Here is a 25,670-nt window from a genome sequence, read left to right on the forward strand (position 1 = left end):
GATTAGGTTGGTTGACCATGAGCGTACATTAATGTATTGGCAAATAGGGCAACGCATTTTCGAGGAGGAACAACAAGGGAAAGACCGGGCGGATTATGGCAATTACCTCACTAAATTTATTGCTGATCAATTAGAGCCGGAGTATGGCAGTGGGTTTTCAAAACGTCAAATAGAATTATTTCGTCAGTTTTATCGCACATTCCCAATTGCGAACGCACTGCGTTCGCAATTGGGCTGGACACATTACAAGATATTACTGCGTGTTGATAGTCAAGATAAAATCGACTTCTATATAGCAGAGTCGATAAAAAACAACTGGACCACTCGCCAGTTAGAAAGACAAATTCATAGTAGTCTATGGGAACGGCTGTTAATGAGTAACGACAGGGAAAGTGTATTAGCTGTAGCACGAAATGAAAAGCAACCGTCCGATGCTAAAGAGATCATCAAAGATCCAATGTACCTTGAATTTTTAGGATTACAACGCGAGGCATCTTATTATGAAAAAGACCTTGAGCAAGCCATCATTACACACCTGCACGATTTTCTGTTAGAAATGGGTAATGGTTTCGCATTTGTAGCAAGGCAAAAGAGGCTGCATATTGAAGGTGATGAGTTTTTTATTGATCTTGTTTTTTATAATCGTCTACTACAATGCTTTGTGATTATAGAGATAAAGACTACAAAGTTTACACACCAGGACATTGGCCAATTACAGATGTACGTAAACTACTATGACAGATACGAAAAGAAAGACTTTGAAAATCCAACTATAGGTATTTTATTATGTGCAGAAAAGAATAACGCGGTTGTAAAGATATCTCTTCCGGAAGATAACAAAACTATCTTCGCAAGTGAGTATAAGTTGTATTTACCTACAGAACAACAATTGATTGCAGAGGTTGAGAAGGAGATTGAGAAGCGAAGCTAAAAAACAGTTATCCAATTCTCTTATTGAACTTAATGATTTTGCTGAAAAAGTAAAATCAACTTATCTATGTAGAGCTTCTACGATAACGTAGAAGATACTATTTATAAGAAGGTCTATTAAGAAGAACATTTATAAATGAGTAAAACTATTTATGGATATACTATCATCGGGAAAACAGGATCGATATCAGGGTTATGAAAATGCCGAATGGTTGAGCGGATAAAATTTTCAACAGTAACCAGGTAAAGCCAGGCATTCTTTTCTGCAAATGCCTCTACAGCCAAACCTACATGAGGAATTTGATGTAAATTTAATTCCTTTTCTTCTATTGGTTCGCCCGGCATTTTCATCACTGAAATTTTATAGGTTAATCCTTTCAAAATAAGAGCTGGGTCATAATGAGCAAAGCCATTCCTGAAAATGTCTCTGTATTTATCCAGTATTTTCCAGGTTTCTTTTGAAAGAAGATCCTTGGACTTTAAAGCTGCTAAGGTGCGGGATAGATCTTTATTAAGATAAACCGACAGATCAGGGGACGGTGAGTTGTCAAATTGAAAACTGGTGCGCATGAATGGCGGTCCGAATTCGACTTGTATTAAAAGCTCTTTGCAATAGCGCTCCAGCAAATGGTTGGTCAAGGTAATACAAGCAGTGGTAGCGCCGATTACATAACAGTTGCATGCTTCTATCCTAGGAATATCGATTTCTGGGAGCATGAAGTTTTCAGCAATAATTGACTGTACTTGTGCCATCCGAGCAACTGCTGAAGAAAATCTGTCTATGAGTATTGACGAGAGCAGCTTTTCCGGCGTGATTTCTGTTTCTTTCATAGGTTAAATGGTTTTAATAAAGTCAATATAAAATCTATTGGTGGAATAAACTTAATAATTGAGATGAACTTTACAGAAAAGAGAATATCAACTAAGCGGGCTACAGCTATATTGGCACAAAATGGCATTCAAGTTGATAATAATGAAGCCGAGGTTATATTGAATTTTCTTTATTTAATCGCAAAAACCTACCAGTGCGACAGCAATCCAAGCGTTATGAACCTTAAGAGGATATCGAACTATAAAAAAGTTCGTTAATCATATTTCTATCCCATTTTTTAGACCGTTGCCACCAAACGGTTCAGAAATTTCTATGCTAAAATCGAACTGTTTTACAACTAATTGTAAACGCCTGATCAGCAGATTTTTATTGGCATAAAAAAAGGAAACAACCACGAAGTGGTGTTTCCTTAAGTAGCGGGGAGCAGGATCGAACTGCCGACCTTAGGGTTATGAATCCTACGCTCTAACCATCTGAGCTACCCCGCCGGGTTATTTTGTTTTCGACATGAAGATAGTTTGCTTAAATAAGATTATATTAACCGCTTAAACAAACCCCCATCCGAAAAAGGTTTGCAAATATAGCAGAAATTCGTTTTCTTTAGAAAAAATGTTAACATTTACAGCATAATAGTATTCAATTATAAACCGAGCATGCCTGAAAAGAAGAAATTTAATATAGAGTATGAAATAAAATCATCTCCCCGGATACTATATACCTTTCTAAATGAGCCTAATGGGTTAACACAATGGTTTGCCGATGACGTGAGCGTTCGCGACCAGGTTTATACGTTTACATGGGACGATGAGCAGCAAACGGCAAAGCTGCTGGCCACCAAAGAAAACAAACTGGTGCGTTTTCGCTGGGTGGATGACGACCCTTCTTATTACTTCGAGATGGAAATTATACAGGATGAGCTTACCAGCGACGTTGCCCTCAGCATTACCGATTTTGCCGCCGAAGACGCAATTGGCGAACGTAAGCTGATTTGGGACAACCAGGTAAAATACCTGATAAGCACATTAGGGGCCTGAAAAAATTTAAATATTCCTACTTTTGTATGATAAAGCCGCAATGCGCGTTATAAGCTGCAATTACACGCGCACGGGCCTTGCTGCCTGCGTTTTACAGGCTTAGGGCTTATACACAAGGGGCATTTTTAATGAAGAAAATACATCTTTTACTACTTAAATCGTTCATAAGGCCTTTTTTAGTCACTTTCCTGATAGTGATGTTTGTGTTGCTGATGTTGTTTTTGTTTAAATACATCGACGACCTCATCGGCAAGGGTTTTGAATGGTATATCATCGTCGAACTGATGGTGTATGCGTCGGCTACCAACGTGCAGATGGCGCTGCCGCTTTCGGTACTGCTTTCATCTATCATGACTTACGGCAGCCTCGGCGAAAATTACGAGCTGGTGGCCATTAAATCTGCAGGGATATCGTTGCGCCGTGCCATGGCGCCTATGCTTGTTGTGGTCGCCATTTTAAGTGTGGCGGCTTTTGTATTCTCAGATTATATGCTGCCTATTGCCAATTTAAAATACTACTCGTTATTATACGATGCGCGGCAGCAAAAATCGGCCAATTTTTTGCCCGAAGGGGTGTTTAGCAGCAGTTTTCCGGGTTATGTCATCAGGGTGAAAAGAAAAGATCCCGATGGGCAGACCCTGTACGACATCATGATCTACTCAAAAAATCCGTCCGAAAATAATACTATTGTTTTATTGGCCAAAAGCGGCAAAATGTACCGTACGCCAAATGGCCTGTTCCTGGTGCTAAAGCTTAAAGACGGGGTGAGGTACGAGGAAGCCAAGGGCACCAATAATTTCAACTACCGGCAAAAGTTAACCCGCTTCCGCTTTAAGGAAACGGAACAAAAGTTTGACATTTCGGGCCTAAGCAAAATGAAACGCACGGATGAAAGCGAGTTTAAACAGGCTTTGCAGATGATGAACCTGCAGCAGATTAATGATGACGAGCACAAGAGCCGCCGGCAGATTGATAGCAGTTTACAGGTAAATTATAAGTTAATAACTGCCTATATTAAATACTATTCAATAAAGAGCAATTCCGATTCAACAAAAAAATACGCTAACGCTATCAAGGGCGACAAAAGCATACCTAATTTAAAGATATATGAACAGTTAAGCATTATTGCCAGCGCATCCAGCGAGGCACGTTCCATACAGGATTTGCTTAAAAATCGCGGCGAGCGCGTAACCGAGCTCAGTAAAAATGTGCGCAGGGCCAGGCTGGAATTTCAGAAAAAGTTCACACTGTCGGCGGCATGTATTGCCTTGTTTTTAATTGGGGCACCGCTTGGGGCAATAATCCGTAAAGGCGGCCTGGGCTTACCGGTTGTGGTATCAGTTATCTTTTTCCTTATTTTCTACATTATTTCAACCATCGGCGAAAAAGCGGTAAAAGATGGTGACCTGTCGCCAATTTTAGGATCGTGGGTTGCCATTACAATTATAACACCAATAGGTATGTTTCTTTCGTACAAGGCTGCAACCGATTCTGTGATATTTGACATGGAAGTTTATAAACGGTTTTTTAACAAGTTGTTTAAGCGAAAGAAAGCGGAGGTAAGTTGATTAAGTTAGATTGAGTTTATTTAGTTGAATGGTTGTTTTTTACCGCAGGGCAACTTATTACGCAATAAACAAGTACTTAATTTACAAAGGAACGACTTGATTGATTTCATTATCAGCTAACTTTGCATTCAGTTTTAAAACAAGGAATTAAGATTGCCTCACCGGCAACTTTTTTCAAATAACCAGTATACATGTTAAATACAATACAGGAAGCCATAGACGCCATAAAAAGCGGAAAAACCATTATAGTTGTTGATGATGAAGACCGCGAAAACGAGGGCGATTTTTTAACTGCTGCGCGCAACGCAACTCCCGAAACCATAAACTTTATGGTACGCCACGGGCGCGGGCTGGTTTGTGCCCCTATTACCCAAAAACGTGCACGCGAGCTTAATTTGGAGCCTATGGTTAGTCACAACACCACATCGCACGAAACAAACTTTACTGTTTCGGTTGACTTGCTGGCTGGGTGCACCACAGGTATTTCGGCTTCCGACCGTTCAAAAACCACACTGGCGCTTATCGACCCAGCTACAAAGCCGGAAGATCTGGGTCGCCCGGGCCATATTTTCCCGCTGATAGCAAAGGACGGCGGCGTATTGCGCCGTACCGGCCACACCGAAGCAGCTATTGATCTTGCTGTTTTGGCTGGTTTTGAACCGGCAGGCGTTATATGCGAAATAATGAAGGAAGATGGCGACATGGCGCGTTTGCCCGAGTTGCTGGTAATTGCTAAAGAATTTGACCTCAAGATAGTATCGATAAAAGATCTGATAGCTTACCGCCTGGCGACTGAAAGCCTGGTGCATAAAGATGTGTCAGTAAAAATGCCTACTCAGTGGGGCGATTTTGATATGATTGCCTACACACAGGCAGACACCGGAGAAAATCATTTGGCACTGGTTAAAGGAACTTGGGAACCCGATGAGCCGGTATTGGTGCGCGTACACAGTTCATGCGTTACGGGCGATATTTTCGGCTCATGCCGGTGCGATTGTGGCCCACAATTACATGCAGCCATGGAAATGATAAACCGTGAAGGCAAAGGCGTGGTGCTTTATATGAACCAGGAAGGGCGCGGCATTGGGCTGATCAATAAACTTAAAGCCTACCACCTGCAGGAAAATGGCATGGATACCGTTGAAGCAAATCTCGAACTCGGCTTTAAAATGGACCAGCGCGACTATGGTGTGGGCGCTCAAATATTGCGCAGCCTTGGCATATCAAAAATGCGCCTGATGAGCAACAATCCTAAAAAACGTGCAGGCCTGATCGGTTATGGTCTCGAAGTTGTGGAGAATGTACCTATCGAAATTGCATCGAACCCACATAACGAAGTGTACCTGCGTACCAAGCGCGATAAAATGGATCATACCATTATGCTTGATCATTAATCAAGTCTTGAGTACTAAGCCTAAAGTCTTAAGTCGAACATCTTGAGTCAAAAAGATTATAGTCAGAAGTTTTGGGCAGATCATCGGTTTTCACTCAGGACTTAAGACTTTCAACTTAAGACTTCAAACTACTATTCCTCGTCATCGGGCTTAACTGCGGGTGTAACCGGCGGTGTTTTGCTTGTTGGCGGTATTGGCGTTGGGTTAACCGGCGCAGTCCGCCTTGTACCGCTGCGGAAAAAGTTCCTTATAAACTCGCCAAAAGTGTCGAAATCCCGCTGGTAAACCAGGCCGATACCATTTACATATTGCTCAGTCAAGTTACCACTCAGCGCGTTAAGCGTTGTACTGTTCAGCACACGATACGAGTACTTTGCGCTCAAATTACCGTCTTTACGAATAAGGTATTGCGCTTCAAAATCCTTAGTTAGCTGGCTAAAACTGGAATTAAACAAGCTGGTATTGTTATTGAACAAATCGCTGCTGCTGCCTAATGATGAGTTGAACAAGCTACCCGTAAGTATCAGCCTGTTTTTAAATCTGTATGACACTCCCAGGTCATTAAACGACCGGATATTTAAATCGAGATTTTTGATGTTCGACTGCGATATAAAGCTATTGAGTTTATTAAATGCAAACTCGCTAACCGCCTCCCCGGCCGTACCCAACACCTGGTTGGTTAGGTTGCTGTTGGCGCCGTTGCTAAAGTTGCGCCTTACAATAATACTCAGCGCCTGCTGGCTGCGGTTGTTGTTATCGGCAAGGTAAGTGCTCAAATCCTCTTTAATTGATGGGTCGAGCGGGAAATTAAAGTCGAAATCGATAGTTGGCTGTAACAGTGTTTTGGTTAATATCAGTTCGGCCTGCACCAATGCCAGCGAGCGCCCTTTCGGCGACTGTGAGCCCGCCGCCTGGTACAACGGTTGTATGTCGGCACGTACCTCGTAAATAGCATTCAGGTTTATCGACGCGTTCGACGGGCTGCCCGTCCAGCGTATGGTACCGCCCTGGTTTACAGTAAAGTTTTTGCTGATAAAGTTCTTCGCCGTAAACTCAAATTTACCTGAGGTAATTAAAAAACTTCCAAACATTTCAAAATCCCCAAGGCTGTTTATGTTGAGCCGTAAGTCCCTCGCCTGTCCGCTGCCTTCCAGCACACCATAGTCGGTAGTAATTTTTACAACGGTTTTTTCGTCAACGGTAAGGTCGAAATTTAAAGTCACCCCGTTAAAAGCAAGTTTTTTAGGCGCGGCTTTTGTCGTGTCGCTATGGCTTACAAACTTTATAAAATCGTAATCGCCAACTGTTACCGACGTGTTTAGCGGTATATTAAATATCGTCCCCGCTTCGGTGCTGGCTTTAATATCAATTTTCATATTGTCAACCGGGCCGTTAAAGCTGAACCGGCCGGTGCCAAAGGCTGTACCATAATAGAGGTGGTTATCTTTAAAATTGGTATTAAGCGCCATCAGGTTGTGGGCATTTACTTCTACTTCAATATCAGGGTTGGCAAGGTCGTTTAGGTCAACGGTGCCAGTAACATCACCGTAGCCTTTTTTAGTGTCCCTAAGCCGCATGCTGCTAATTTTTACTACGCTGTTCACCACATCAACGGTATCACTAACCAGGTAAGGTGTTTTAAGATAGTTAACAGTTACACCTATATCATTAAGGCTGAGGGTGCCATTTAGCTTGGGTTTTGATACCGGGCCGGTTAATTTTAAAGTGCTGGATATTGTACCCTTTACGTTCGAAACCAGGTCTTTGATAAACGGCCCAAAAATAATGGCCTCGGTTTGGTCCATCTTAACATCGAAGTTCAGGTTGTCCTCAGTGCCGTGGCCAATCTGGTAAACGCCGGCAAGGTTCATGGTTTCGAGCCCATGGTTTTTTATGTTGATGTTAACATCGGCCTGCTTACGGTCGTTACCAAGTGTCGATGTTATTTTCACATCGCCAACCAGCGTTTTATTCATCATTAACGAATCAATCCCCAGTTTGGCATCAACCCCTGGTGTTTTCAGTATCGAGCTGAGGTTAACATCGCCGTTGAGCGAACCATGCATTTGTATACCCGCCGTTTTGGTAAGCTGGTTCAATGTTGCCATGCTGAATTTTTGGAAGGTTAGCTTCAGCTTATCAGCCGGGTTGTCTGATACAAATCCGTCTATCTTAACCTTTTGCTGCCCGTTTGATAGTTCAAAGCCTTCTACCTGCGTTTTGCCATCTAAAAATTTAACCCTTGTTTTTTCAACTATTTTCCAGTTCTGGTGCTCCAATATCACGTCAGAGGGCAGGATATGCAGCTTAGCGGTAGTATCACGTCCAAACTGTACCAGGCCGTACAAATCCAACTGGTTAACGGCATCTTTGTCTGATAGCTTTACGTTGAAATTTAAACTGTCGTTCTTTAAAAAGTTGGTAACCGTAATGTTTTTTATAAACAGGCTGTCGGTGATGTTAACTTTATTTAGCGAAAGGTTCAGCCCCAGGTAGCCGTCGGTTGTGCCCTCATCAATAATAAAATCATGAAAAACGATTTTATCGTACTGGATAGTTTTTATGTACGACGAAAGCGTAGCCGTTTTCTTTTCAGAGTTAAATTCACCAATAAAAGTTCCCTGGTCAGGTATCTTCAGATTAGGGACAAAAATGGCAATCAGCGGGTCGATATTTTTGAGCGTAAGGTTAAACGAAAAATCCTGTGGCTTTGGGGTAACTATTTCTGTTTTTAACGATGGAATATACTTTTTTACGATGGTTTTAAAATACGAAGGTAGGGTGGCCAAATCATAGCTGCCCTTTATGTATCCGTCGGCAAAGTCAGATTTTAGGTTGATCGCACGTTGATTGCCCTTGCCTGTAGCAGTAATGTTCAGCGAATCGAGCACGTAATTATTCCTGGGGTCAACAATCCTTATTTTTTGAAGCGCCGCCTCACCGGTAATATTGCTGAGGTCGTTGCCCGAAAAATTGGCCTTTATTTGGGTGGTAAAGGTTATGGTATCGTTTAATATTTTTAAATCGTGCAGATGGGCCTCGTTGATATTGCCATTGAAGGCATAAACTGGTAAAGCGGGGTTAAGGTCAACACTGCCAGTACCATTAAGCTTTATTTTTTTGTCGTTGATGGTTAGTTTACCACTGGCTATTTTTTTAGCAAAGGTGCCATTCAGCGCCAGGTTATGGTAGTTGTAGCCTTTAAAATTCAATTCGCTTATTTTGGCATCAACGTTTTCGTTAAGAGTTTTTAGGTCGTCGCCGCTGCCTTTTACGTTGGCATTCATGGTGATGCGGCCAAGGTCGGGCTCATCAAGCAGTTCGCCTAAATCAAAAGCATTGGTGTTGAGTTTTCCGCTATAAGACGGCGTACCAGCTTTATTTATTTTCAGGTTGATGTCGGAGTCGAAACTACCCAGTTTTGTTTTAAATGTGCCGTAAGCAACAAAGTCGTTTTGCAGGCCAGTGAATCTCCCGGAAAAATTAACATTCCCAAACTTGGCTATGATATCCGGTGTTTTTGCGAAACGCTTGCCCACAAAATTACTGTACAGAAAATCAAGGTCAGTTTTGTTGGTGGCAACCTGGTCAAAGTTCAGCTCCAGGAAAGTGTTGTCCCAGTCGGGTAATCCTTTTAAATTAAAGTCGCCGCGTATATAAGTTGCCTTTGCGCCGGTGATGGTCAATTGTTTTGCCTTTAGGTTATTTACATAGCCTTTTATGCGGCCATCAACTCCCAAATCGAAACGCACGTTCTCCAGGCCATCTGTAAAATAGGCAATATCTGTCGACGATATCCTGGACGATTTAAAGTCCCCATCCATGTAAACCTTATCTTCAATATGGTCGCCTACATCGTCAAACGATTTAAACTTCATCCTGAAATAATTTTTAAGCATGGAGTGGTTGGTTTGTATAAACAGGTTTTGCGCCAATATCTGGTTGGTATCAATGGTGGCATCGGCATTAAACTTTTTTAGGTAAAAGCCGCTCTTCTCTTTTAGGGTGAGGTTAGTAACGTTGCCTTTAAAAAGATGGTTGGTGAGGTCCATGTTTTTTATAACCGCGCTGAAATGTTTTACATCGAGGTCGTCAAAATTAATACCTTTTATAACGGTATCAACCAGCATGTTTTTAAAGCGGAAGTGAAAATTATTGATGGCAATTTTCTCGAACGCCACATGCCAGGGTTGGCTTTTGGTGGTATCAGGCGGACCGCTTAAGGCATCAATAATAAATTTAAGATTGGACGTACTGTCGCTTTGTTTTTTAAGATAAGCCGAGCCGTTATCCAGTTGTATCAGCTTAAAGTCAATAATTTTATTTTTTATGCTGCTGAAAAGCGAAAAACCTGCAAGGTCAACCTCCAGTTTTGGGGTGCTTATCAGGGTGTCTTTTTGTTTATCAAGCACGTAAAAACCCTCCAGCACAACTGAAGAAAAAGGCTTGATATACATGCCATCAATAGAAACGGTAGTCTGTAATTTTTCTGATAAGTAGCCTGCAGCTTTTTTTGCCGCCCAGGTTTGCACCGGTTTATATTGAAACACCAGTAACAGTATGCTAAATATCAGCAGGATAACCAATACTATACTTAACGCTATTTTGAGTGCTTTTTTAATAACTTTGCGGTTTAATAATGGATGAATTAGCGAATTAGTGAATTAGCGATTAATATAGTTGTTGATTTAACAGCACCGGGCCAATATGGTTTAACATTAATCACAAATTTTAGTTCATTCATAATTTTTTTAATTCACTAATTCGCCAACTCACTAATTCAATAACTAAAACGATGCCTGTAATACTCGGAATCGAATCTTCGTGCGATGAAACCTCTGCCTCGGTTTGTGTTGATGGTGCAATTTTGAGCAATGTAATTGCCAATCAAACCATACACGAAGCCTACGGAGGCGTGGTCCCTGAGCTTGCCTCAAGGGTTCATCAGCAAAACATTGTTCCTGCGGTTCAACAAGCGCTGTTGAACGCAAAAGTAAACAAAAATGATGTGGATGCCGTAGCTTTTACGCGCGGCCCTGGTCTTTTGGGTTCGTTATTGGTTGGCGTATCGTTTGCCAAGGCTTTCGCGCTCGCAAAAAACATCCCGCTGATTGATATAAACCACATGCAAGCCCATGTGCTGGCCCATTTTATTGGAGATAACAAACCCGCATTTCCGTTTTTATGCCTTACCGTATCCGGTGGTCATACCCAGATAGTTTTGGTAAAAGATTATTTCGATATGGAAGTTATTGGCCAAACGCTCGACGACGCCGCCGGCGAGGCCATGGATAAAACCAGCAAAATTTTGGGTCTGCCTTATCCCGGCGGTCCATTGATTGATAAGCATGCACGTTCGGGTAACCCCGATGCTTTTAAATTCCCCGAGCCGCAGATACCCGGTTTTGATTTTAGCTTCAGCGGGTTAAAAACATCCATCCTTTATTTTATACGGGATAGTGTAGCCGCCAATCCTGACTTCATCCAACAAAATTTAAACGATATTTGTGCCTCGGTTGAAAAACGGATCGCCACTATTTTATTGAATAAATTAAGCAAGGCAGCGCAGGCATATGGTATAAAAGATATTGCTTTAGCCGGCGGTGTATCGGCTAATACAGGCTTGCGACAAGGTCTATTAACTTTGGGCGAAAAAAATGGCTGGCGCTGCTTTATACCGAAAATGGAGTACTGTACAGACAATGCAGCCATGATTGCCATTGCCGGGTATTATAAATTTTTAAACGGAGAATTCACCAGCCAGGATGTTACGCCGTTGGCGAGGATGCCTTTGTAGGCCCCCTAGCCCCCTAAAGGGGGAACAAAAGTGGGTTATTGAGAATGAATAAAAGAAACTAACATAAATATACATTCCTATCCTTTAACAGATAGACTTTAAATTCCCCCTTTAGGGGGCAAGGGGGCATATGGGACCATCACTTATCTTCTGGGCAATTTTTGTACTGCCCTTTATTGCTTTTTTCGCCTGGCTGATATGGCAGGACAAGCGCCGTCGTAAAACCGGCCTTATTGTTTTGGCCGTTACGGTTATAGGTTGTATTGTGTACTTGTACTGGCAATTGCACCGTCAATAAACTAAGATTTTTTGGATTGCTAGGATTATAGGATTTACCAAAACGCGACTATTGTATTCAATAGGCCGAAAAAAATCACATAATCCAACAAATCCCGTGAATCTTAGTTTTTTGGTGAATTGTAAGATTTTGAAACGGTATTATTTCACCGCCCAAAAAAAATCCTATAATCCAGCAAATCCTACGAATCTTAGTCTTAACTTTAGGTTAACTATTCAACCTTATTTTAAGCACAATCATGGCAACTACCAATTCATTAACCCAGCCTACCTTACAAGCGCAAAAAGAGGATACCGACCGGAAATTAATAAACATAGAGCCCTCATCGCCCTTTGGCGATATGGCGCTTGCCTTATCCGGCGGCGGCTTCAGGGCATCGTCGTTTAGCTTGGGTGCTATTTCATATCTCAACCGGGCGTATTTAGGTACGCCGGAGGACACGCTTTTAAAGCACGTTACCTTCACAACTTCAACATCGGGCGGCACACTGGCTAATGCCTATTACACCTCATGCCTTTTTAAGCCCGGGTTTGAGTTTGCTACGTTTTTTAACAATATGAAAAACTTTATGGACGGCGAAGCGCTGCTGGAAGAAGTTTGCGACATTTTAAACGACCCAAAACGTTGGAATGAAGTTGGACGACGCACTATTGTTAAAAATGGGAAGGAGGTGGAGGTGAAAATTGAAAAGACCCATAACATCATAAATTCCTTTGCCAAGGCCTATGATAACCTGTTGTTTAACGATGCGGCGCATCCCAACACCAACCTGTTCGACGTTTATTTTAACCGGGCCGAAAATCCGCACCTTAAAACGGTTTGCTTTAACGCGACCGAACTGAACAATGGTGTCTCATTCCGCTTCCAAACCAATGGCGACGACGACAGTATACGAACGGTAGGCAATTATTACCTGCATTTTAACGACGCCGAAATAGCCCGCAAGCTTAAACTTGGCGACCTGGCTGCAACTTCATCCTGCTTCCCCAGCGGGTTTGAGCCGATGATTTACCCGGATGATTACATCCATCCCGGCTTAACGGATGTAAACAAAATGCTTACCGCTATCGATTACAAAAACAATAACCCGCTAAACCTGCCTAAAGTAAAAAACGAACCATTTTGTATGGTTGACGGTGGTGTGGTTGACAACCAGGGACTGTATAGCATGATGATGGAAGATACTTTCAGGGCCGAACATCACCCTAAAAAACAGTTCGACCTGATGATGGTGTGCGATGTGGGCAGTTACTTTGTAAACGGTTACCAAACCCCGCCAAAAGCTGATCCCTGGTATAAAAATCTCACCATCGATACACTTAGAAAATTGATGCCGGTTGGCGTGATCATATTTGTGGCCAGCTTTTTACTGGCGATACTAACCGATGGCTGGGCACGACGGGCAGGTCTTTTTTTTGTCCTTACATCCGGCATTTATACCCTGTTTTATTTTTGGACGGTGTTAACCTTTAATAAAGCAATTAACGGACTAAAAAGTAGTTTTGGTAAAGTGATTGTGCGGTTTATTGGCACTATTTTCAAAATCAGGTTTAACCAACTGCAGCAAATGCTGGCAACGAGGCTTAACTCAACCTTGCTGATTACCACCGACCTGTTTTTAAAGCAAATACGCCGCCAGTATTTCAGCGAATTTTATGGTATGCCGGCTTATAAGAACCGGGTATTGTCCTGCTATATTTATGAGTTTTCGGCACAACACGCTACAACGCGAATCGAAAACCTGGAGTCGAAAGATAAAGCCTGGTGGCCCGCAGTAGCCAATGTTTTAACCCCAGGGCCGCAGATACAGGAGATCGCAACCCTGGCTACCAGCATGGGCACCACGTTATGGTTCCCGGCAGGGAAACAAACCATGCGCGATAATATTATTGCCTGCGGTCAGTTCACCATGTGTTACAATTTATTAAAACACATTTACCGTCTGGAAGTACTCGATATTAAATGGACAACTGATGCAACCCTGCAAAGCTTAAAGCAACGTTTGCTGGCCGATTGGGAGGTGTTTAAAAAGAACCCGATAGTTATGGTTGATGGAAGTTTTCCGGCGTAAGTAACAATATTACTAACAACTTGCAGGTGAAATGCTTAGTTAATACCTTGTGAGGTATTTATTAAACTTCGATATCCTGAAATATGATTAAGTTTTTTAAGGTATTATTTATACCTGTAATAGTATTGTTTGCAAGCAGCGTTTTCGCGCAGCAGATAAAGTTAAGCGCCGAAATTGAGCAGGCGCTTGCAAAAGTTGATACTGCGCAGTTTAAGGCAGACATTGCTTACCTGGCTGATGATAAGTTAAAGGGCCGCGGCCCGGGAACCGAAGGCTTCCAAATGGCGGTTGACTATGTTGTTGGTCGCCTAAAAAGCATGGGCGTTAAACCCGCCGGCGAAAACGGTACCTGGCTGCAGGAAGTAAAACTTCGCAAAGCCACTACCGGAACTGCAGATGCCGCACTAACCGGGCAAAACGCGGTAGCATTAACGGCTGGTAAAGACTATAACATATTGCCAAACCCCTCCAAACCGGATGTGACTTTAAGCGGTCAGCTTGCTTTCGCAGGCTATGGCGCCAGCGAACCTTCGCTTGGATATGATGATTATGCCGGGCTTGATGTTAAAGGTAAAGTGGTGCTGGTGGTGCGCGGCGCTCCCGATAAATTTTCTTCCTCGGTTATGGCGCATACCATGAACCCGACATCGATATTAAAAGCTGCGACTGAGCATGGGGCCATCGGAGTTATCATCTGTACTGCCGATTCGGCTGCCCGTTTTGGTGCTGCACGTGGAGGCCAATACAGTGTAATCGGTAAAGATGGAATGGTGGTTATTTCGCGTACATTTTATTCAGATGATGTAAAGGTGCTGGGCCAGTTTAGCTATCCCATATTTAATAACCTGGTAAAAGGCGCGGGTAAAACTATACCAGCGCTTTTGGCACAAATGAAGGGTGGTCAGCCCGCATCGTTTGTTATCGATGCTGGCGTTAAAATCTCTTATGCATCAACTTATAACGATATCATCAGCTACAATGTAGTAGGCAAAATTGAAGGCAGTGACCCTAAGCTTAAGAACGAATACGTAGTCCACAGCGCCCACCTCGACCATTTGGGCATTGGTCGCCCGGTTGAAGGCGACTCTATTTACAACGGCGCGCATGATAATGCTTCAGGCTGCGCCAGCGTAATGGCAATTGCCAAAATATACAGCGGAATTAAAAATAAACCAAAACGTTCTATCCTCACGGTATTGTTGACCGGCGAGGAGCTTGGGGACCTTGGCTCGGGCTATTTTGCTGCGCGCCCAACCGTGCCGGTTAAGAGCATCGTCGCCGATGTGAATACCGATATGCCTACTATTATTGCCCCATTATTGTCGGTTACTGCTTTGGGCGCCGAGCACTCTTCACTGGCGAAACAGGTTGACCAGGCGGCGGGCTACCTGGGCCTTGGCGTTGAACCTGACCCCGAACCTAAGCAAGTACGCTTTGTGCGCAGCGACCAATATAGCTTTGTGGTAAATGGCATACCGGCCCTGCATATTAAATACGGCAGCAAAACCGCCGATGGCAAAAACAACCTGAACGATTTTGTGGCCAAATGGCGCGCCAAATATTATCATAAGCCACAGGACGATATTAATGGTATTTTTGATTTTGCAGCCGGCAAAAAATACGCCCAGCTTAACTTTATAATTGGCTACCTGGTTGCACAAGACGATGCGCGGCCGACCTGGAACAAAGGGGATATTTTCGCGACTAATTAGAAGCAAGAGCTCAAGAATAAAGAGTCAAGAATCAAGAGCGGGTAGTTAAGAATCAAGGCAAAAAGAAACGATAGGTAAGGCAACGGCTTTATTGCTTTTGCAGTAATAATAATGATGGTAACTGATATTGAAACCGGGACCGGTTCGCTAATAAAAAATTTAACGTGTCCTGAATGTGGCACTGTGCACAATGGTGATGTAATCAACACGGTTTGTGTGAATGATGCCTGCAGATCGACTTTGTTTGCAACCTATAATCTTGATGTGGGATTAGATAAATCTATTTTGCTCAAGCGCCCGGCCGATATGTGGCGTTACAAAGAGCTTTTGCCTGTGCTGGATGAGAAAAACATAGTAACCCTTGGCGAGGGCTTTACGCCGATAATCCCAATTGAAAATCTGAAACAATTTATAGGGGATAATGAAGTGTTTTGGAAGGATGAGTCGGGTAACCCAACAGGCTCGTTCAAGGCACGTGGATTAAGCGCTGCCGTATCAAAAGCAAAAGAACTTGGAATTGAAACCATCGCTACACCCACGGCAGGTAATGCCGGTGGTGCATTAGCTGCTTACGCTGCCAGGGCTGGTGTAAAGGCGATAGTTTATATGCCTAAATTAACTCCGCAGGTTTTTAAAGACGAGTGCCGCCTGTACGGAGCTGAACTGGTGGCTATTGACGGCAATATCAGCGATTGCGGTAAACTGGTTAATGAACTTGCCCTGCAAAATGGTTGGTTCCAGGTATCAACCTTAAAGGAACCTTACCGTCTCGAAGGGAAAAAAACCATGGGGTATGAGATAGCCGAACAATTTAACTGGCAATTACCGGACGTGATACTTTACCCTACCGGTGGTGGTACGGGCCTGATTGGTATGTGGAAGGCATTTAACGAGATGGAACGATTAGGCTGGATCGGCAGCAACCGCCCGCGCATGGTTGCGGTACAATCTGAGAGTTGTAACGGAATAGTCAGCGCATTTAATGCAGGGTTGCCGGTGTCTGAATTTGCCGATGGTGGTTTTACCATTGCCAACGGCCTGCGTGTGCCTAAACCTTATGCCGATAGACAAATACTGAAAGTACTGCGTGAAAGTAACGGAGCAGCCATTACCATAAGTGACCATGAAATGAGTGCTGCCCTAAAAGAAATTGCCCGCAACGAAGGCATGCTGATGGCTCCTGAGGGCGCTGCACTATGGCAGGCTTTTAAAAAGCTAAAAGCCACCGGTTGGATTGAAGCAGGGGAGAAGGTATTGATGATAAATACGGGGAGTGGGTATAAGTATTTGGAGAATATCGATATTCATTAAATCGATATGCATTAAAAAGCAACGACAAAATCTATAACGCCGCTCAATAAATCCCCTAACCTCCCCCACAAATAAAAATATTTTATATTTTTAAGCGATAAATCCTAAAACCAAAAACGCCATGGGAATTTTTGACAGGTTGATGAAACAGTTTATTGATGTTATTGAATGGGTGGATGCTTCCAATAATACCATTATCTGGAAGTTTCCGCGGCAGGATAACGAAATTAAGATGGGTGCCAAGCTCACCGTACGGGAGAGCCAGGTGGCTGTTTTTATGAACGAAGGCAAAATCGCCGACGTTTTCGGACCGGGCCTGTACACGCTGAATACGCAAAATATGCCGATTTTGACCGACCTGAAAAGTTGGAAATATGGCTTTAACAGCCCGTTTAAAGCTGATGTTTATTTTGTGAGCACACGCATGTTCCTTAACCAAAAATGGGGCACACAAAACCCGGTAATTATCAGGGATGCTGAATTTGGGCCGGTGAGGCTGCGGGCTTATGGTTCATTTAACTTTAGCATAAACGACCCTAAATTATTTATTACACAAATATCGGCCACCAATCCCGACTTTCTGACTGAAGACATAAATGGGCAATTGCGCAATATTGCAGTGTCGCGCGGGATGGATTCTATTGCACAGTCGAAAATTTCACTGCTCGACCTTTCCAGCAACTACGACGAAATATCAAAACTGATAACCGACAAAATTCAGCCTGACTTTGCCGAAATGGGCCTTAATCTTACCAAGTTTTTGGTCGAAAATATATCACTGCCACCCGAAGTTGAACAGGCGCTCGACAAGCGGAGCGAGATGGGCATAGTGGGAAATCTTGGGGCCTACGCGCAGTTCCAGGCGGCAAATGCCATTGAGAAATCGGCCGGGAACAGCATTGGCGGCAACCTTGGGGCAGCAGGCATGGGCCTTGGCGTTGGCGCAGCGATGATGGGGCAGGTGGGCAACATTTTTCAAAATAACCAGGTTACACCTGCCGCAAGTGCGCCCCCACCGGTTGCACCACCGCCTGTACCCGAGACGCCGCAATATTTTGTTGTGATGAACGGCAAGTCGGAAGGGCCATACAGTATGGAGCAACTTAGCGGCATGGCATCGGGCCAAAGTATTACCGCTGCTACGCTGGTTTGGAAAAAAGGAATGGCGGCATGGGCTGCGGCCAGCACTTTGACCGAAGTAGCCGATATTTTTAACAATATGCCGCCGGCAATACCCGGTTGATTATAAACCAAAGCACCTTACCTCATCCTTATGGCATTCGACGAAAAAACTGCGGTAATAACCAATTCTCTTAACTGCAAAGGCTGCGGTGCGGCCCTGCATTTTGAGCCAGGTACGCAAACTTTAATGTGCGACCATTGCGGCAGTTCCAACGAGATCAGTACGCTGGACGACCATAACACCGAGCCGTTTGCTTTCGACGATTTTGTAGAGAGTATCCAGTCGTCGACTCTTGACGAAGGAATGCAAACAGTTAGGTGTAATAACTGCGGTTCTACTACGGTTTTAAAGAAAAATGAGACTGCTGATAAATGCCCTTTCTGTAGTTCAGCCCTGGTGGTTGATTTGTCGGACAACCAGAAATATGTGAAACCGCATTATGTTTTACCTTTTAAGGTTAGCCAGCAAATGGCTAAAGATCAATTTTTAACCTGGCTCAAAAGCTTATCCTTCGCCCCGGCCGACCTGATTGCGAAAGTAGGCAATGGTGCATCATCGCCAATCGATGGGGTTTATTTGCCTTACTGGGTTTACGATGCCAACGCCCTTACCAACTATACCGGCGAACGCGGCGATTACTATTACGTTACCGAAACTTACTACGAAACGGTAGATGACGAACAGGTAGAGCGTACCAGAGAAGTTAGGCACACCAACTGGTATTCCGTTTTCGGGAATGTTGCCAATATTTTTAAGAATATCATCATCAGCGCCAGTGCATCAGTATCGCAGGAAACGCTGAACAAACTTGGCGCCTGGGACTTTAGCATGCTGGTTAAATATGATGAACGTTATATCAGCGGGTTCAGGTCCGAAACATACCAGGTTAGTCCGCAGGATGGCCTGGAACGTTCAAAAGCATCGATGGCCCCGGTTATTCAGCGCACCATAATGCAGGACATTGGCGGCGATGAGCAGCGTATCGATAATTCGGAAACCGAACTGCAGGAGGTTATGATTAAATACGTTTTACTACCGATATGGATAAGTTCGTACGTATACAAAAATAAATCGTACCAGTTTGCTATTAACGGCTACACCGGGCAAGTAAGCGGCAAACGCCCCTGGAGCGCCGGGAAAATTATCATGCTGATTGTGATTGTATTGGCAGTTATTGCAGGGATTGTAATGTATTTTAAGAATGCAGGTTGATTTAGAATAGTCTTGAGTCTTGAGTCGAAAGTCCTAAGTTGCAAACTATTAAAGTGCGATGGCAACTAAATAGAGTATGCCCGCGTACCGTAATTATACAGCCGCAGCCTGTAAGTGGCCCTCATAAGCGTAAATAAGTATGAAATTTCATCACATAGGTGTTGCCTGCAAAAACATTGATGAGGAAATAGCCAATATTTCTAAAATTCACACCATTACTAAACAAACCGACAAAGTCATTGATGCCCAACAAAATGCAGAGTTGCTTTTGCTAACCCTGGCCGATGGCACTAACATGGAATTGATAGCAGGCAAACAGGTGGAGACATTCGTCAAAAAAAACATCACGTATTACCATATTTGTTTCGAGGTGGATGACATCCTAGCCGAAATAGACCGGCTGGTGGCTGAAGGCGCATTTTTAGTTTCGCCGCCAAAGCCTGCTGTATTGTTCGGTAACCGGCTGGTGGCGTTCCTCAATGTGTCGTACGGGTTGATTGAATTGCTAAACTCAAATTAAACGCAGATGCTGTTTGCCTCCATACTATTTGCGTGTTTTTTTATTGTGTTTTTCCTGTTGTACTGGTATGTATTTAGCGGTAGCCTCAAATTTCAAAATCTTTTAATATTAACCGGCAGCTATCTATTTTATGCCTGGTGGGATTGGCGTTTTCTCTTGCTGCTCATCGGCAGCTCAATCATCAGCTATTTTTTAGGCATCGGCATTGGCAAAACCGGCAATAAACAACGCCGCAGCCTTTTATTGTGGATAGGCTTATTGCAAGGGTTGGGCTGCCTGGTGTTTTTTAAATATTTTAATTTTCTTGTTGGGTCGATGGCAGGCGCTTTTGCCTGGTTTAATGTGAAGGTTGAAGTGCAAACACTTAATATTATCCTTCCGCTTGGCATAAGCTTTTACACCTTTCGTATAATCAGTTATTTGCTGGATATTAAAAATGGAAAGATACAGCCAACAACTAGCCTGGTTACGTTTTGCTCGTACGTCGCATTTTTTCCAAGCCTTATTGCGGGGCCTATCGACAGGCCGAAGACGCTTATCCCTCAACTGGAAAAAGAAAGGACATTTGACTACAACCAGGCAGCAGACGGTTTGCGCCAAATTTTGTGGGGACTGTTCAAAAAAATTGTAATTGCAGATAATTGTGCCGCGTTTACCAACGATGTGCTTAGTCATTACCAAACTTTGCCCGCGAGCGCTTTGCTGTTCAGCATGGCTTTGTTTGCTATACAGGTTTACGCCGATTTTTCGGGCTACTCTGATATCGCAATCGGCTTGGCAAGCCTGCTGGGTTTTAAAATTACGCGCAACTTTAACTACCCTTTCTTCGCCCAAAATATTGCCGGTTTTTGGCGCAGGTGGCACATCTCGCTCACATCGTGGTTAACCGACTATGTGTTTACGCCACTAAGCGTATACTTCCGTGCTTATAGTAAGTTCGGGTTAATATTGGCTATACTGATAAATTTTACCCTGATTGGCATATGGCATGGCGCTAGCTGGACTTTCGTGTTTTTTGGTTTTTTAAACGGTTGTTTGTACATCCCGCTAATATTAAACGGCACGCTCAGTAAAAAGAAAAAAAATACACAAGACGTCCTTAAAACATTTTTAAATATCGCAGGCATGTTCGTCCTGCTGATGTTTACCTTCCTTATTTTTCGTGCCGAAACCCTTGCCCAGGCATTTGATTATTACCGCCGCTTATTTTCGCCATCGTTATTCAAAGGCTTTGTGATTACCGAAAAGGTAAATATGGCAGCTGCGCTTTTGGCCATCATCATCATGTTTATTGCGGAGTGGAAACAGCGCGATAAAGAACATGCATTGCAAATGGATGGTGTTGAAAAAACAGGTGCAAAGATGTTAATATACTACGGACTGGTACTCTTCATCCTTGTATTCAGCGCCACCAATATAACCGACTTTGTCTATTTTAAATTTTGAAGGATGAAGAAAGGGCAGTTAAATAAATTCGTGATAAAGGCAATGTTGTTTGTGCTGCCGGTCTTTGTCCTTTTCGGGATATTGCTCCGACTTGGATTTGCGCCTATTGTTACCAGTTCGGGTTTGTTCGATGCAAAAATGCGGCATATAAAAAAGCAGCACGTTAAACAGGTAAACCTGATGGCAATTGGTTCGTCAATAACACTGTATGAACTAAAGTCGGACCTGGTAACTCAAAGCCTGGACACTTCTTATTATAATTTTGCCTCGTGGGGCATCCAAATAAACGATATGCGGTTGATGCTTTACAAATTTATACCAGAGCATCGGCCTAAATATGTTATTATATGCGCTTCGCTGGGCGAATTTATGTCGCCGCCGAACCCAACATATTTAAATTATCTAAATACGCCAGGTTTTATCAGGAACAACCTGCCTGAACTTTTTTACCTCAAAAATTATAACTCCATCCATCAAATTATATGGCGAAAATATTTTGAATACCCCATTAGTTTTGATGTACAAGGCGGCGCATCGTTAACCGTTAAGCCAAAGGATATCAATCGTAAAATGTGGGATGCTCACGACGAGTTTCCAACCAAGTACACCCAAAGTAATTATAACGGGTTGGATAGTTTGGCTGTGTGGCTAAAACAACAAAACATCAAATTTATTTTTGTGCAGGCGCCTATCAAAAAATCGTACGCTAATACCGCTTACTACCAGCAACGGATCAATACACATTTTGATAAATGCCGCTCAATTATTGAGAGCCGGGGCGGCATTTATTTGAATTACTACGACACCACGATTTTTACAGACAGTTTATTCGTGGACCAATATCACTTGCAGAATGCGGGAGCCATTGTTTTTACAAAAGAAATAGTTGCTGATTTAAAAAAGGTGATTAAATGAATGGGACATGTGGAATACAAGGTGGCAGTAAATAGCTACGTTGTAATTTACTGCTGAGAATTCTTTACTTGCTTAAACTTTAAGCAATTTGAAGCCCTGTCCATATCCTTAAAAAATTCGGGCCCTTTATCGTTGGTAAAACAGACGGCCACTATTATGCCGGTATGATCCTTTTGAAGGGTAATCAGCAGGGCGTACTTATAATGTTTGGTTTCCGGCATATCCAGCAAAGTTAACAGGTATGATTTTCCTGCATCGGCGTTATAACGCGTGAGCACTTCAGGGGGCATAGGTTTTACGAAAAATTTATTTTCGCCAGTAAATGCTGCGGCGTGCGCTTGTGCTATTAAATTATAAGTCGAGTCTGGGTTGGCGAGCTCTGCATTAGGCCTGCCTTGTGCATTTTGATAGCTGGCCCAGTTTTCTTTTTGCGATTTTACCTGCAACCATATTTCAAAATCCTTGCCCGGCAGTGTCATGGCATAGTCGAACGAAAGATCTTCATTATCGGGTGCTTTAATTTCTTTAAAGCCTCTGGGGAACCTAAAATTCACGTCAGCGTGGGTAGCAAGCTTTATAAATTCGGCAAGCTGGTGGCTCATAGGGGCCGGCTTAACCGCAGGCGCAGATCGTTTCACAACTGTAACCGACTGTTTTGGCTGCGCAATCGCCTGCGAAATACTGAGCAAAAGTATTGCGGTAACTAATATTTGCTTAATTTGCTTAAAACCAATCTTCATTACCGCGCAAACAATAGAATTATTATTAATTAACAGGGATCTAAAGCTAACAAATTTAAAATATTAATTTAAAAAATAAATCTTAAAACAAACAAATCGCATATTTTTCACATGAGTATCAAGCCCATCCTTAACCGTTTCGACCTTACCATGATCGTTATTAGCCTGGTAATAGGCATGGGTATTTTTGCCGCACCTGGCGAAGTTGCCATAAAAGCGGGCAATGCCTGGGTTTTTTTTGGCGCGTGGATATTTGGCGGACTGATTAGTTTTTGCGGCGCACTCACCTTTGCGGAAATTGGCGCACGTTACCCGGCTACCGGCGGCTTTTACAAAGTTTTTTCGTATTGCTACCACCCTGCGTTTGCATTTATGATTAACTGGGTTCTGGTTATCAGCAACGCGGCATCGGTTGGGGCGGTTGCTCTTATTGGGGCCGACTATATCAGGCCTTTTTTGCTCCCCGAAAGTTTGCAGAATGATTTGGGAACCAAAATTATCACCATTGGCTCGGTGCTCATTTTATACGTAATTAACTTTTTGGGCATTAAAATGAGCGCCCGCACCCAAAACCTGCTGATAATATTTAAACTGAGCATGATACTGCTTATCTGCTCAACCGTATTTAAAAGTAATGTGAACCCGGTAAGCATCCAGGCTGTGCCATATAGCGGTAACATTATTACTTCGGTTGGTTTAAGCCTGGTTGCCGTGTTTTTTTGCTATGGCGGCTACCAGCAAACCATCAATTTTGGCGGCGATATTATTAACGCCAAACGCAATATTCCGAAGGCCATTGCGGCAGGCATGTTTGTAATACTGGCTATGTACCTGGGTATTAATTATGCTTATTACCATGTTTTGGGTATTGGCGGCCTGCAGCAAACACCATCGCTGGCTGCAAAAATGGTGGGGGTTATTTTTGGCGATACCGGCTACAAGGTTACTTCGCTGATGATATTTTTATCGGTGCTGGCTTTTGTAAATGTGAATGTGCTGGCCAACCCGCGCGTATATTATGCTATGGCCGAGGATGGTATTTTACCGCCTATATTTAAAAAGGTTAACCCCAAAACACAGGTGCAGGAATTCGGGATGTCGTTTTTTGTGGCGGCGGTAGTTGTGGTGCTGTTTTTTGTATCGAAGTTTAGCGAGATGCTAAAATATGTAATGTTTTTTGATACCATAGGTCTTTCGCTGGCGGCTGTCGCGATATTCATCCTGCGCAAAAAAACCAAAGAACTTGATGGTACAGGTATTTACACTATCAAATGGTTTCCGTTTGTACCGGTGGTTTTTATAATTTCGTACTGGTTTGTAACCATTAATATTTTTATCACTTTTAAAGAAAATCCATATGCTGCGCTGATCTGCCTGGCGACATACGCTGTTGGGCTGATTATTTATTACGCGTGCACTTACAAGAAGAAACAAGGGACAATAACATAACATGGAACTATCGTATATACTGAATGAACTTGGCGAAGAACGGGGCGACTACTTTAACGCCGTATCGCCGCCTATCATTCAAACCAGCAATTTTACTTTTAATAGCGTAAGCGATTTCCGGGTAGCCCTGGCCGAAGAATTTGACGCGATGTTGTATTCGCGCGGGCAAAATCCAACTATTAATATTTTGCGTAAAAAGCTGGCCGCGCTTGATGGAGCGGAAGACGCCCTGGTTTTCAGCAGCGGCATAGCAGCTGTTACCGTTCCCATACTTGCACTGCTGCAACAAGGCGACCATGCGGTGGTTGTTGAAAATCCCTATAGCTGGACCATAAAGCTTTTTAATAACCTGCTGCCAAAATTTGGCATTACTGCAACTTATGTTGATGGCAGCGACTTGCAGCAAATTGAAAATGCCATCCAATCCAATACTAAACTCATCTACCTTGAAAGCCCCAATACCTTTAGCTATGAGTTGCAGGACCTGAAAGCAGTTGCCGATATAGCCAAATCAAAAGGCATCATCACCATGATTGATAACAGTTATTGCGGTCCCCTTTACCAGCAGCCTATTGCCCTGGGGATTGATCTGGTGGCGCAATCGGCAACCAAATACCTGGGCGGGCATTCGGACGTGGTGGCAGGTGTGGTAACCGGCAGCCACGAATTGATAAAAAAGATATTTAACAATGAATTTTTGAATATCGGCCCCGCACTTTCGCCGCACTCAGCCTGGTTGCTTATCAGGGGACTGCGTACGCTGCCCTTGCGTATGCAGCGCAGCTTTGAAACCGCCAAAATCGTTACGGCATGGTTGCAGCAACATCCTGCAATAGACAAAATACTGTGGCCATTTTTGCCCGGTTTTAAACAGGCAGAACTGGCAAAAAAACAAATGCAGGGTTGCGGCAGTATGTTTAGTTTTACGCTAAAGAACTCATCGGTACAAAAAATAGAAACCTTTTGCGACGGCTTGAAGCATATTTTAATGGCCGTATCATGGGGTGGGCACGAGAGTTTAATAATACCCGCCATAGCAGGTGTAGCCAAAAATGATTACGACCCCAGCAACCTGCGTCACCAGTTAATCCGGATGTATGCCGGGCTTGAAGACGCGGATTATTTGATAAGGGATTTGGAACAGGCGCTGGCGTTGGTTGATTAATTAATGAACTGCACGTGTTCTGCTGAAAAAATAGCGAGAAACAATATCGCCCGGCATTAGTTTTTAATCAATCCGTTAACACATTTTGTTATT

General features: G+C 43.3%; 18 protein-coding genes and 1 tRNA gene. 15 read left to right on the forward strand and 4 right to left on the reverse strand.

Annotated elements, in window-relative coordinates; translation table 11 throughout:
• A partial coding sequence (locus tag Q0R52_RS20100) for a PDDEXK nuclease domain-containing protein (protein WP_295797619.1) occupies positions 1-931 on the forward strand: 931 nt, incomplete at its 5' end.
• 149 nt (positions 932-1,080) lie between these two features.
• Here the strand turns inward: Q0R52_RS20100 and Q0R52_RS20105 are convergent.
• Positions 1,081-1,761, reverse strand: a complete 681-nt coding sequence (locus Q0R52_RS20105) for a hypothetical protein (RefSeq protein ID WP_295797622.1) — start codon at positions 1,759-1,761, stop codon at positions 1,081-1,083.
• Positions 1,762-2,176: 415 nt separating this feature from the next.
• Positions 2,177-2,250 (reverse strand) — tRNA-Met (locus tag Q0R52_RS20110).
• A gap of 165 nt (positions 2,251-2,415) precedes the next feature.
• Here Q0R52_RS20110 and Q0R52_RS20115 point away from each other — a divergent pair.
• The 3 genes from Q0R52_RS20115 (at position 2,416) to Q0R52_RS20125 (ending at position 5,758) form a co-directional block, all read left to right on the forward strand.
• Positions 2,416-2,796: an START-like domain-containing protein gene (locus tag Q0R52_RS20115; protein ID WP_295797625.1), complete on the forward strand. Its 381-nt coding sequence runs from the start codon at positions 2,416-2,418 to the stop codon at positions 2,794-2,796.
• A gap of 128 nt (positions 2,797-2,924) precedes the next feature.
• Positions 2,925-4,364 (forward strand): LptF/LptG family permease, encoded by a 1,440-nt coding sequence (locus Q0R52_RS20120; RefSeq protein WP_295797627.1) that lies wholly within the window; start codon positions 2,925-2,927, stop codon positions 4,362-4,364.
• A gap of 191 nt (positions 4,365-4,555) precedes the next feature.
• Complete coding sequence (locus tag Q0R52_RS20125; RefSeq protein ID WP_252789190.1) at positions 4,556-5,758, forward strand: bifunctional 3,4-dihydroxy-2-butanone-4-phosphate synthase/GTP cyclohydrolase II; 1,203 nt, start codon at positions 4,556-4,558, stop codon at positions 5,756-5,758.
• A 131-nt stretch (positions 5,759-5,889) separates the two neighbouring features.
• Here the strand turns inward: Q0R52_RS20125 and Q0R52_RS20130 are convergent, their stop codons facing one another.
• The gene (locus Q0R52_RS20130; protein WP_295797631.1) at positions 5,890-10,308 is read right to left on the reverse strand and encodes a translocation/assembly module TamB domain-containing protein; all 4,419 of its coding nucleotides are present in this window, start codon (positions 10,306-10,308) and stop codon (positions 5,890-5,892) included.
• Positions 10,309-10,553: 245 nt separating this feature from the next.
• On the opposite strand from Q0R52_RS20130, the gene tsaD reads away from it, so the two are divergent.
• From tsaD to Q0R52_RS20175, 9 genes are all read left to right on the forward strand, one after another.
• The gene (gene tsaD / locus Q0R52_RS20135; protein WP_295797633.1) at positions 10,554-11,555 is read left to right on the forward strand and encodes a tRNA (adenosine(37)-N6)-threonylcarbamoyltransferase complex transferase subunit TsaD; all 1,002 of its coding nucleotides are present in this window, start codon (positions 10,554-10,556) and stop codon (positions 11,553-11,555) included.
• Between the two features lie 536 nt (positions 11,556-12,091).
• On the forward strand, positions 12,092-13,924 hold the full coding sequence (locus Q0R52_RS20140) for a patatin-like phospholipase family protein (RefSeq protein WP_295797636.1): 1,833 nt from the start codon (positions 12,092-12,094) through the stop codon (positions 13,922-13,924).
• Between the two features lie 83 nt (positions 13,925-14,007).
• The gene (locus Q0R52_RS20145) at positions 14,008-15,636 is read left to right on the forward strand and encodes a M28 family peptidase (protein WP_295797639.1); all 1,629 of its coding nucleotides are present in this window, start codon (positions 14,008-14,010) and stop codon (positions 15,634-15,636) included.
• 111 nt (positions 15,637-15,747) lie between these two features.
• Complete coding sequence (locus tag Q0R52_RS20150; RefSeq protein ID WP_295797642.1) at positions 15,748-16,947, forward strand: threonine synthase; 1,200 nt, start codon at positions 15,748-15,750, stop codon at positions 16,945-16,947.
• Between the two features lie 121 nt (positions 16,948-17,068).
• Complete coding sequence (locus Q0R52_RS20155; RefSeq protein WP_295797646.1) at positions 17,069-18,190, forward strand: SPFH domain-containing protein; 1,122 nt, start codon at positions 17,069-17,071, stop codon at positions 18,188-18,190.
• 30 nt (positions 18,191-18,220) lie between these two features.
• Positions 18,221-19,342, forward strand: a complete 1,122-nt coding sequence (locus Q0R52_RS20160) for a hypothetical protein (protein ID WP_295797648.1) — start codon at positions 18,221-18,223, stop codon at positions 19,340-19,342.
• Between the two features lie 139 nt (positions 19,343-19,481).
• Positions 19,482-19,862, forward strand: a complete 381-nt coding sequence (locus Q0R52_RS20165) for a VOC family protein (RefSeq protein WP_295797651.1) — start codon at positions 19,482-19,484, stop codon at positions 19,860-19,862.
• Between the two features lie 6 nt (positions 19,863-19,868).
• Positions 19,869-21,308 carry an MBOAT family O-acyltransferase gene (locus tag Q0R52_RS20170; protein WP_295797654.1) on the forward strand — a complete coding sequence of 480 codons (1,440 nt, stop codon included), beginning with the start codon at positions 19,869-19,871 and terminating at the stop codon, positions 21,306-21,308.
• Between the two features lie 3 nt (positions 21,309-21,311).
• Positions 21,312-22,223 (forward strand): hypothetical protein, encoded by a 912-nt coding sequence (locus Q0R52_RS20175; protein WP_295797658.1) that lies wholly within the window; start codon positions 21,312-21,314, stop codon positions 22,221-22,223.
• Positions 22,224-22,270: 47 nt separating this feature from the next.
• Here Q0R52_RS20175 and Q0R52_RS20180 read toward each other — a convergent pair whose 3' ends face one another.
• On the reverse strand, positions 22,271-22,963 hold the full coding sequence (locus Q0R52_RS20180; RefSeq protein ID WP_295797660.1) for a hypothetical protein: 693 nt from the start codon (positions 22,961-22,963) through the stop codon (positions 22,271-22,273).
• 111 nt (positions 22,964-23,074) lie between these two features.
• On the opposite strand from Q0R52_RS20180, the gene Q0R52_RS20185 reads away from it, so the two are divergent.
• Together Q0R52_RS20185 and Q0R52_RS20190 are read left to right on the forward strand one after the other, a co-directional pair.
• A complete protein-coding gene (locus Q0R52_RS20185) occupies positions 23,075-24,412 on the forward strand; it encodes an APC family permease (protein WP_295797662.1) in 1,338 nt (445 codons plus the stop codon).
• A 1-nt stretch (position 24,413) separates the two neighbouring features.
• Positions 24,414-25,577 carry an aminotransferase class I/II-fold pyridoxal phosphate-dependent enzyme gene (locus tag Q0R52_RS20190; protein ID WP_295797665.1) on the forward strand — a complete coding sequence of 388 codons (1,164 nt, stop codon included), beginning with the start codon at positions 24,414-24,416 and terminating at the stop codon, positions 25,575-25,577.
• Positions 25,578-25,670 lie beyond the last annotated feature (93 nt).

The organism is Mucilaginibacter sp. (genome assembly GCF_025359345.1).
Classification (GTDB): Bacteria; Bacteroidota; Bacteroidia; order Sphingobacteriales; family Sphingobacteriaceae; genus Mucilaginibacter.

Excerpts from the sequence above, each read along its gene's own strand:
- Q0R52_RS20105 (WP_295797622.1), bottom strand. The coding sequence starts at position 1,761 with ATGAAAGAAACAGAAATCACGCCGGAAAAGCTGCTCTCGTCAATACTC.
- Q0R52_RS20115 (WP_295797625.1), top strand. The coding sequence starts at position 2,416 with ATGCCTGAAAAGAAGAAATTTAATATAGAGTATGAAATAAAATCATCT.
- Q0R52_RS20120 (WP_295797627.1), top strand. The coding sequence starts at position 2,925 with ATGAAGAAAATACATCTTTTACTACTTAAATCGTTCATAAGGCCTTTT.
- Q0R52_RS20125 (WP_252789190.1), top strand. The coding sequence starts at position 4,556 with ATGTTAAATACAATACAGGAAGCCATAGACGCCATAAAAAGCGGAAAA.
- tsaD (WP_295797633.1), top strand. The coding sequence starts at position 10,554 with ATGCCTGTAATACTCGGAATCGAATCTTCGTGCGATGAAACCTCTGCC.
- Q0R52_RS20140 (WP_295797636.1), top strand. The coding sequence starts at position 12,092 with ATGGCAACTACCAATTCATTAACCCAGCCTACCTTACAAGCGCAAAAA.
- Q0R52_RS20145 (WP_295797639.1), top strand. The coding sequence starts at position 14,008 with ATGATTAAGTTTTTTAAGGTATTATTTATACCTGTAATAGTATTGTTT.
- Q0R52_RS20150 (WP_295797642.1), top strand. The coding sequence starts at position 15,748 with ATGATGGTAACTGATATTGAAACCGGGACCGGTTCGCTAATAAAAAAT.
- Q0R52_RS20155 (WP_295797646.1), top strand. The coding sequence starts at position 17,069 with ATGGGAATTTTTGACAGGTTGATGAAACAGTTTATTGATGTTATTGAA.
- Q0R52_RS20160 (WP_295797648.1), top strand. The coding sequence starts at position 18,221 with ATGGCATTCGACGAAAAAACTGCGGTAATAACCAATTCTCTTAACTGC.
- Q0R52_RS20165 (WP_295797651.1), top strand. The coding sequence starts at position 19,482 with ATGAAATTTCATCACATAGGTGTTGCCTGCAAAAACATTGATGAGGAA.
- Q0R52_RS20170 (WP_295797654.1), top strand. The coding sequence starts at position 19,869 with ATGCTGTTTGCCTCCATACTATTTGCGTGTTTTTTTATTGTGTTTTTC.
- Q0R52_RS20175 (WP_295797658.1), top strand. The coding sequence starts at position 21,312 with ATGAAGAAAGGGCAGTTAAATAAATTCGTGATAAAGGCAATGTTGTTT.
- Q0R52_RS20180 (WP_295797660.1), bottom strand. The coding sequence starts at position 22,963 with ATGAAGATTGGTTTTAAGCAAATTAAGCAAATATTAGTTACCGCAATA.
- Q0R52_RS20185 (WP_295797662.1), top strand. The coding sequence starts at position 23,075 with ATGAGTATCAAGCCCATCCTTAACCGTTTCGACCTTACCATGATCGTT.
- Q0R52_RS20190 (WP_295797665.1), top strand. The coding sequence starts at position 24,414 with ATGGAACTATCGTATATACTGAATGAACTTGGCGAAGAACGGGGCGAC.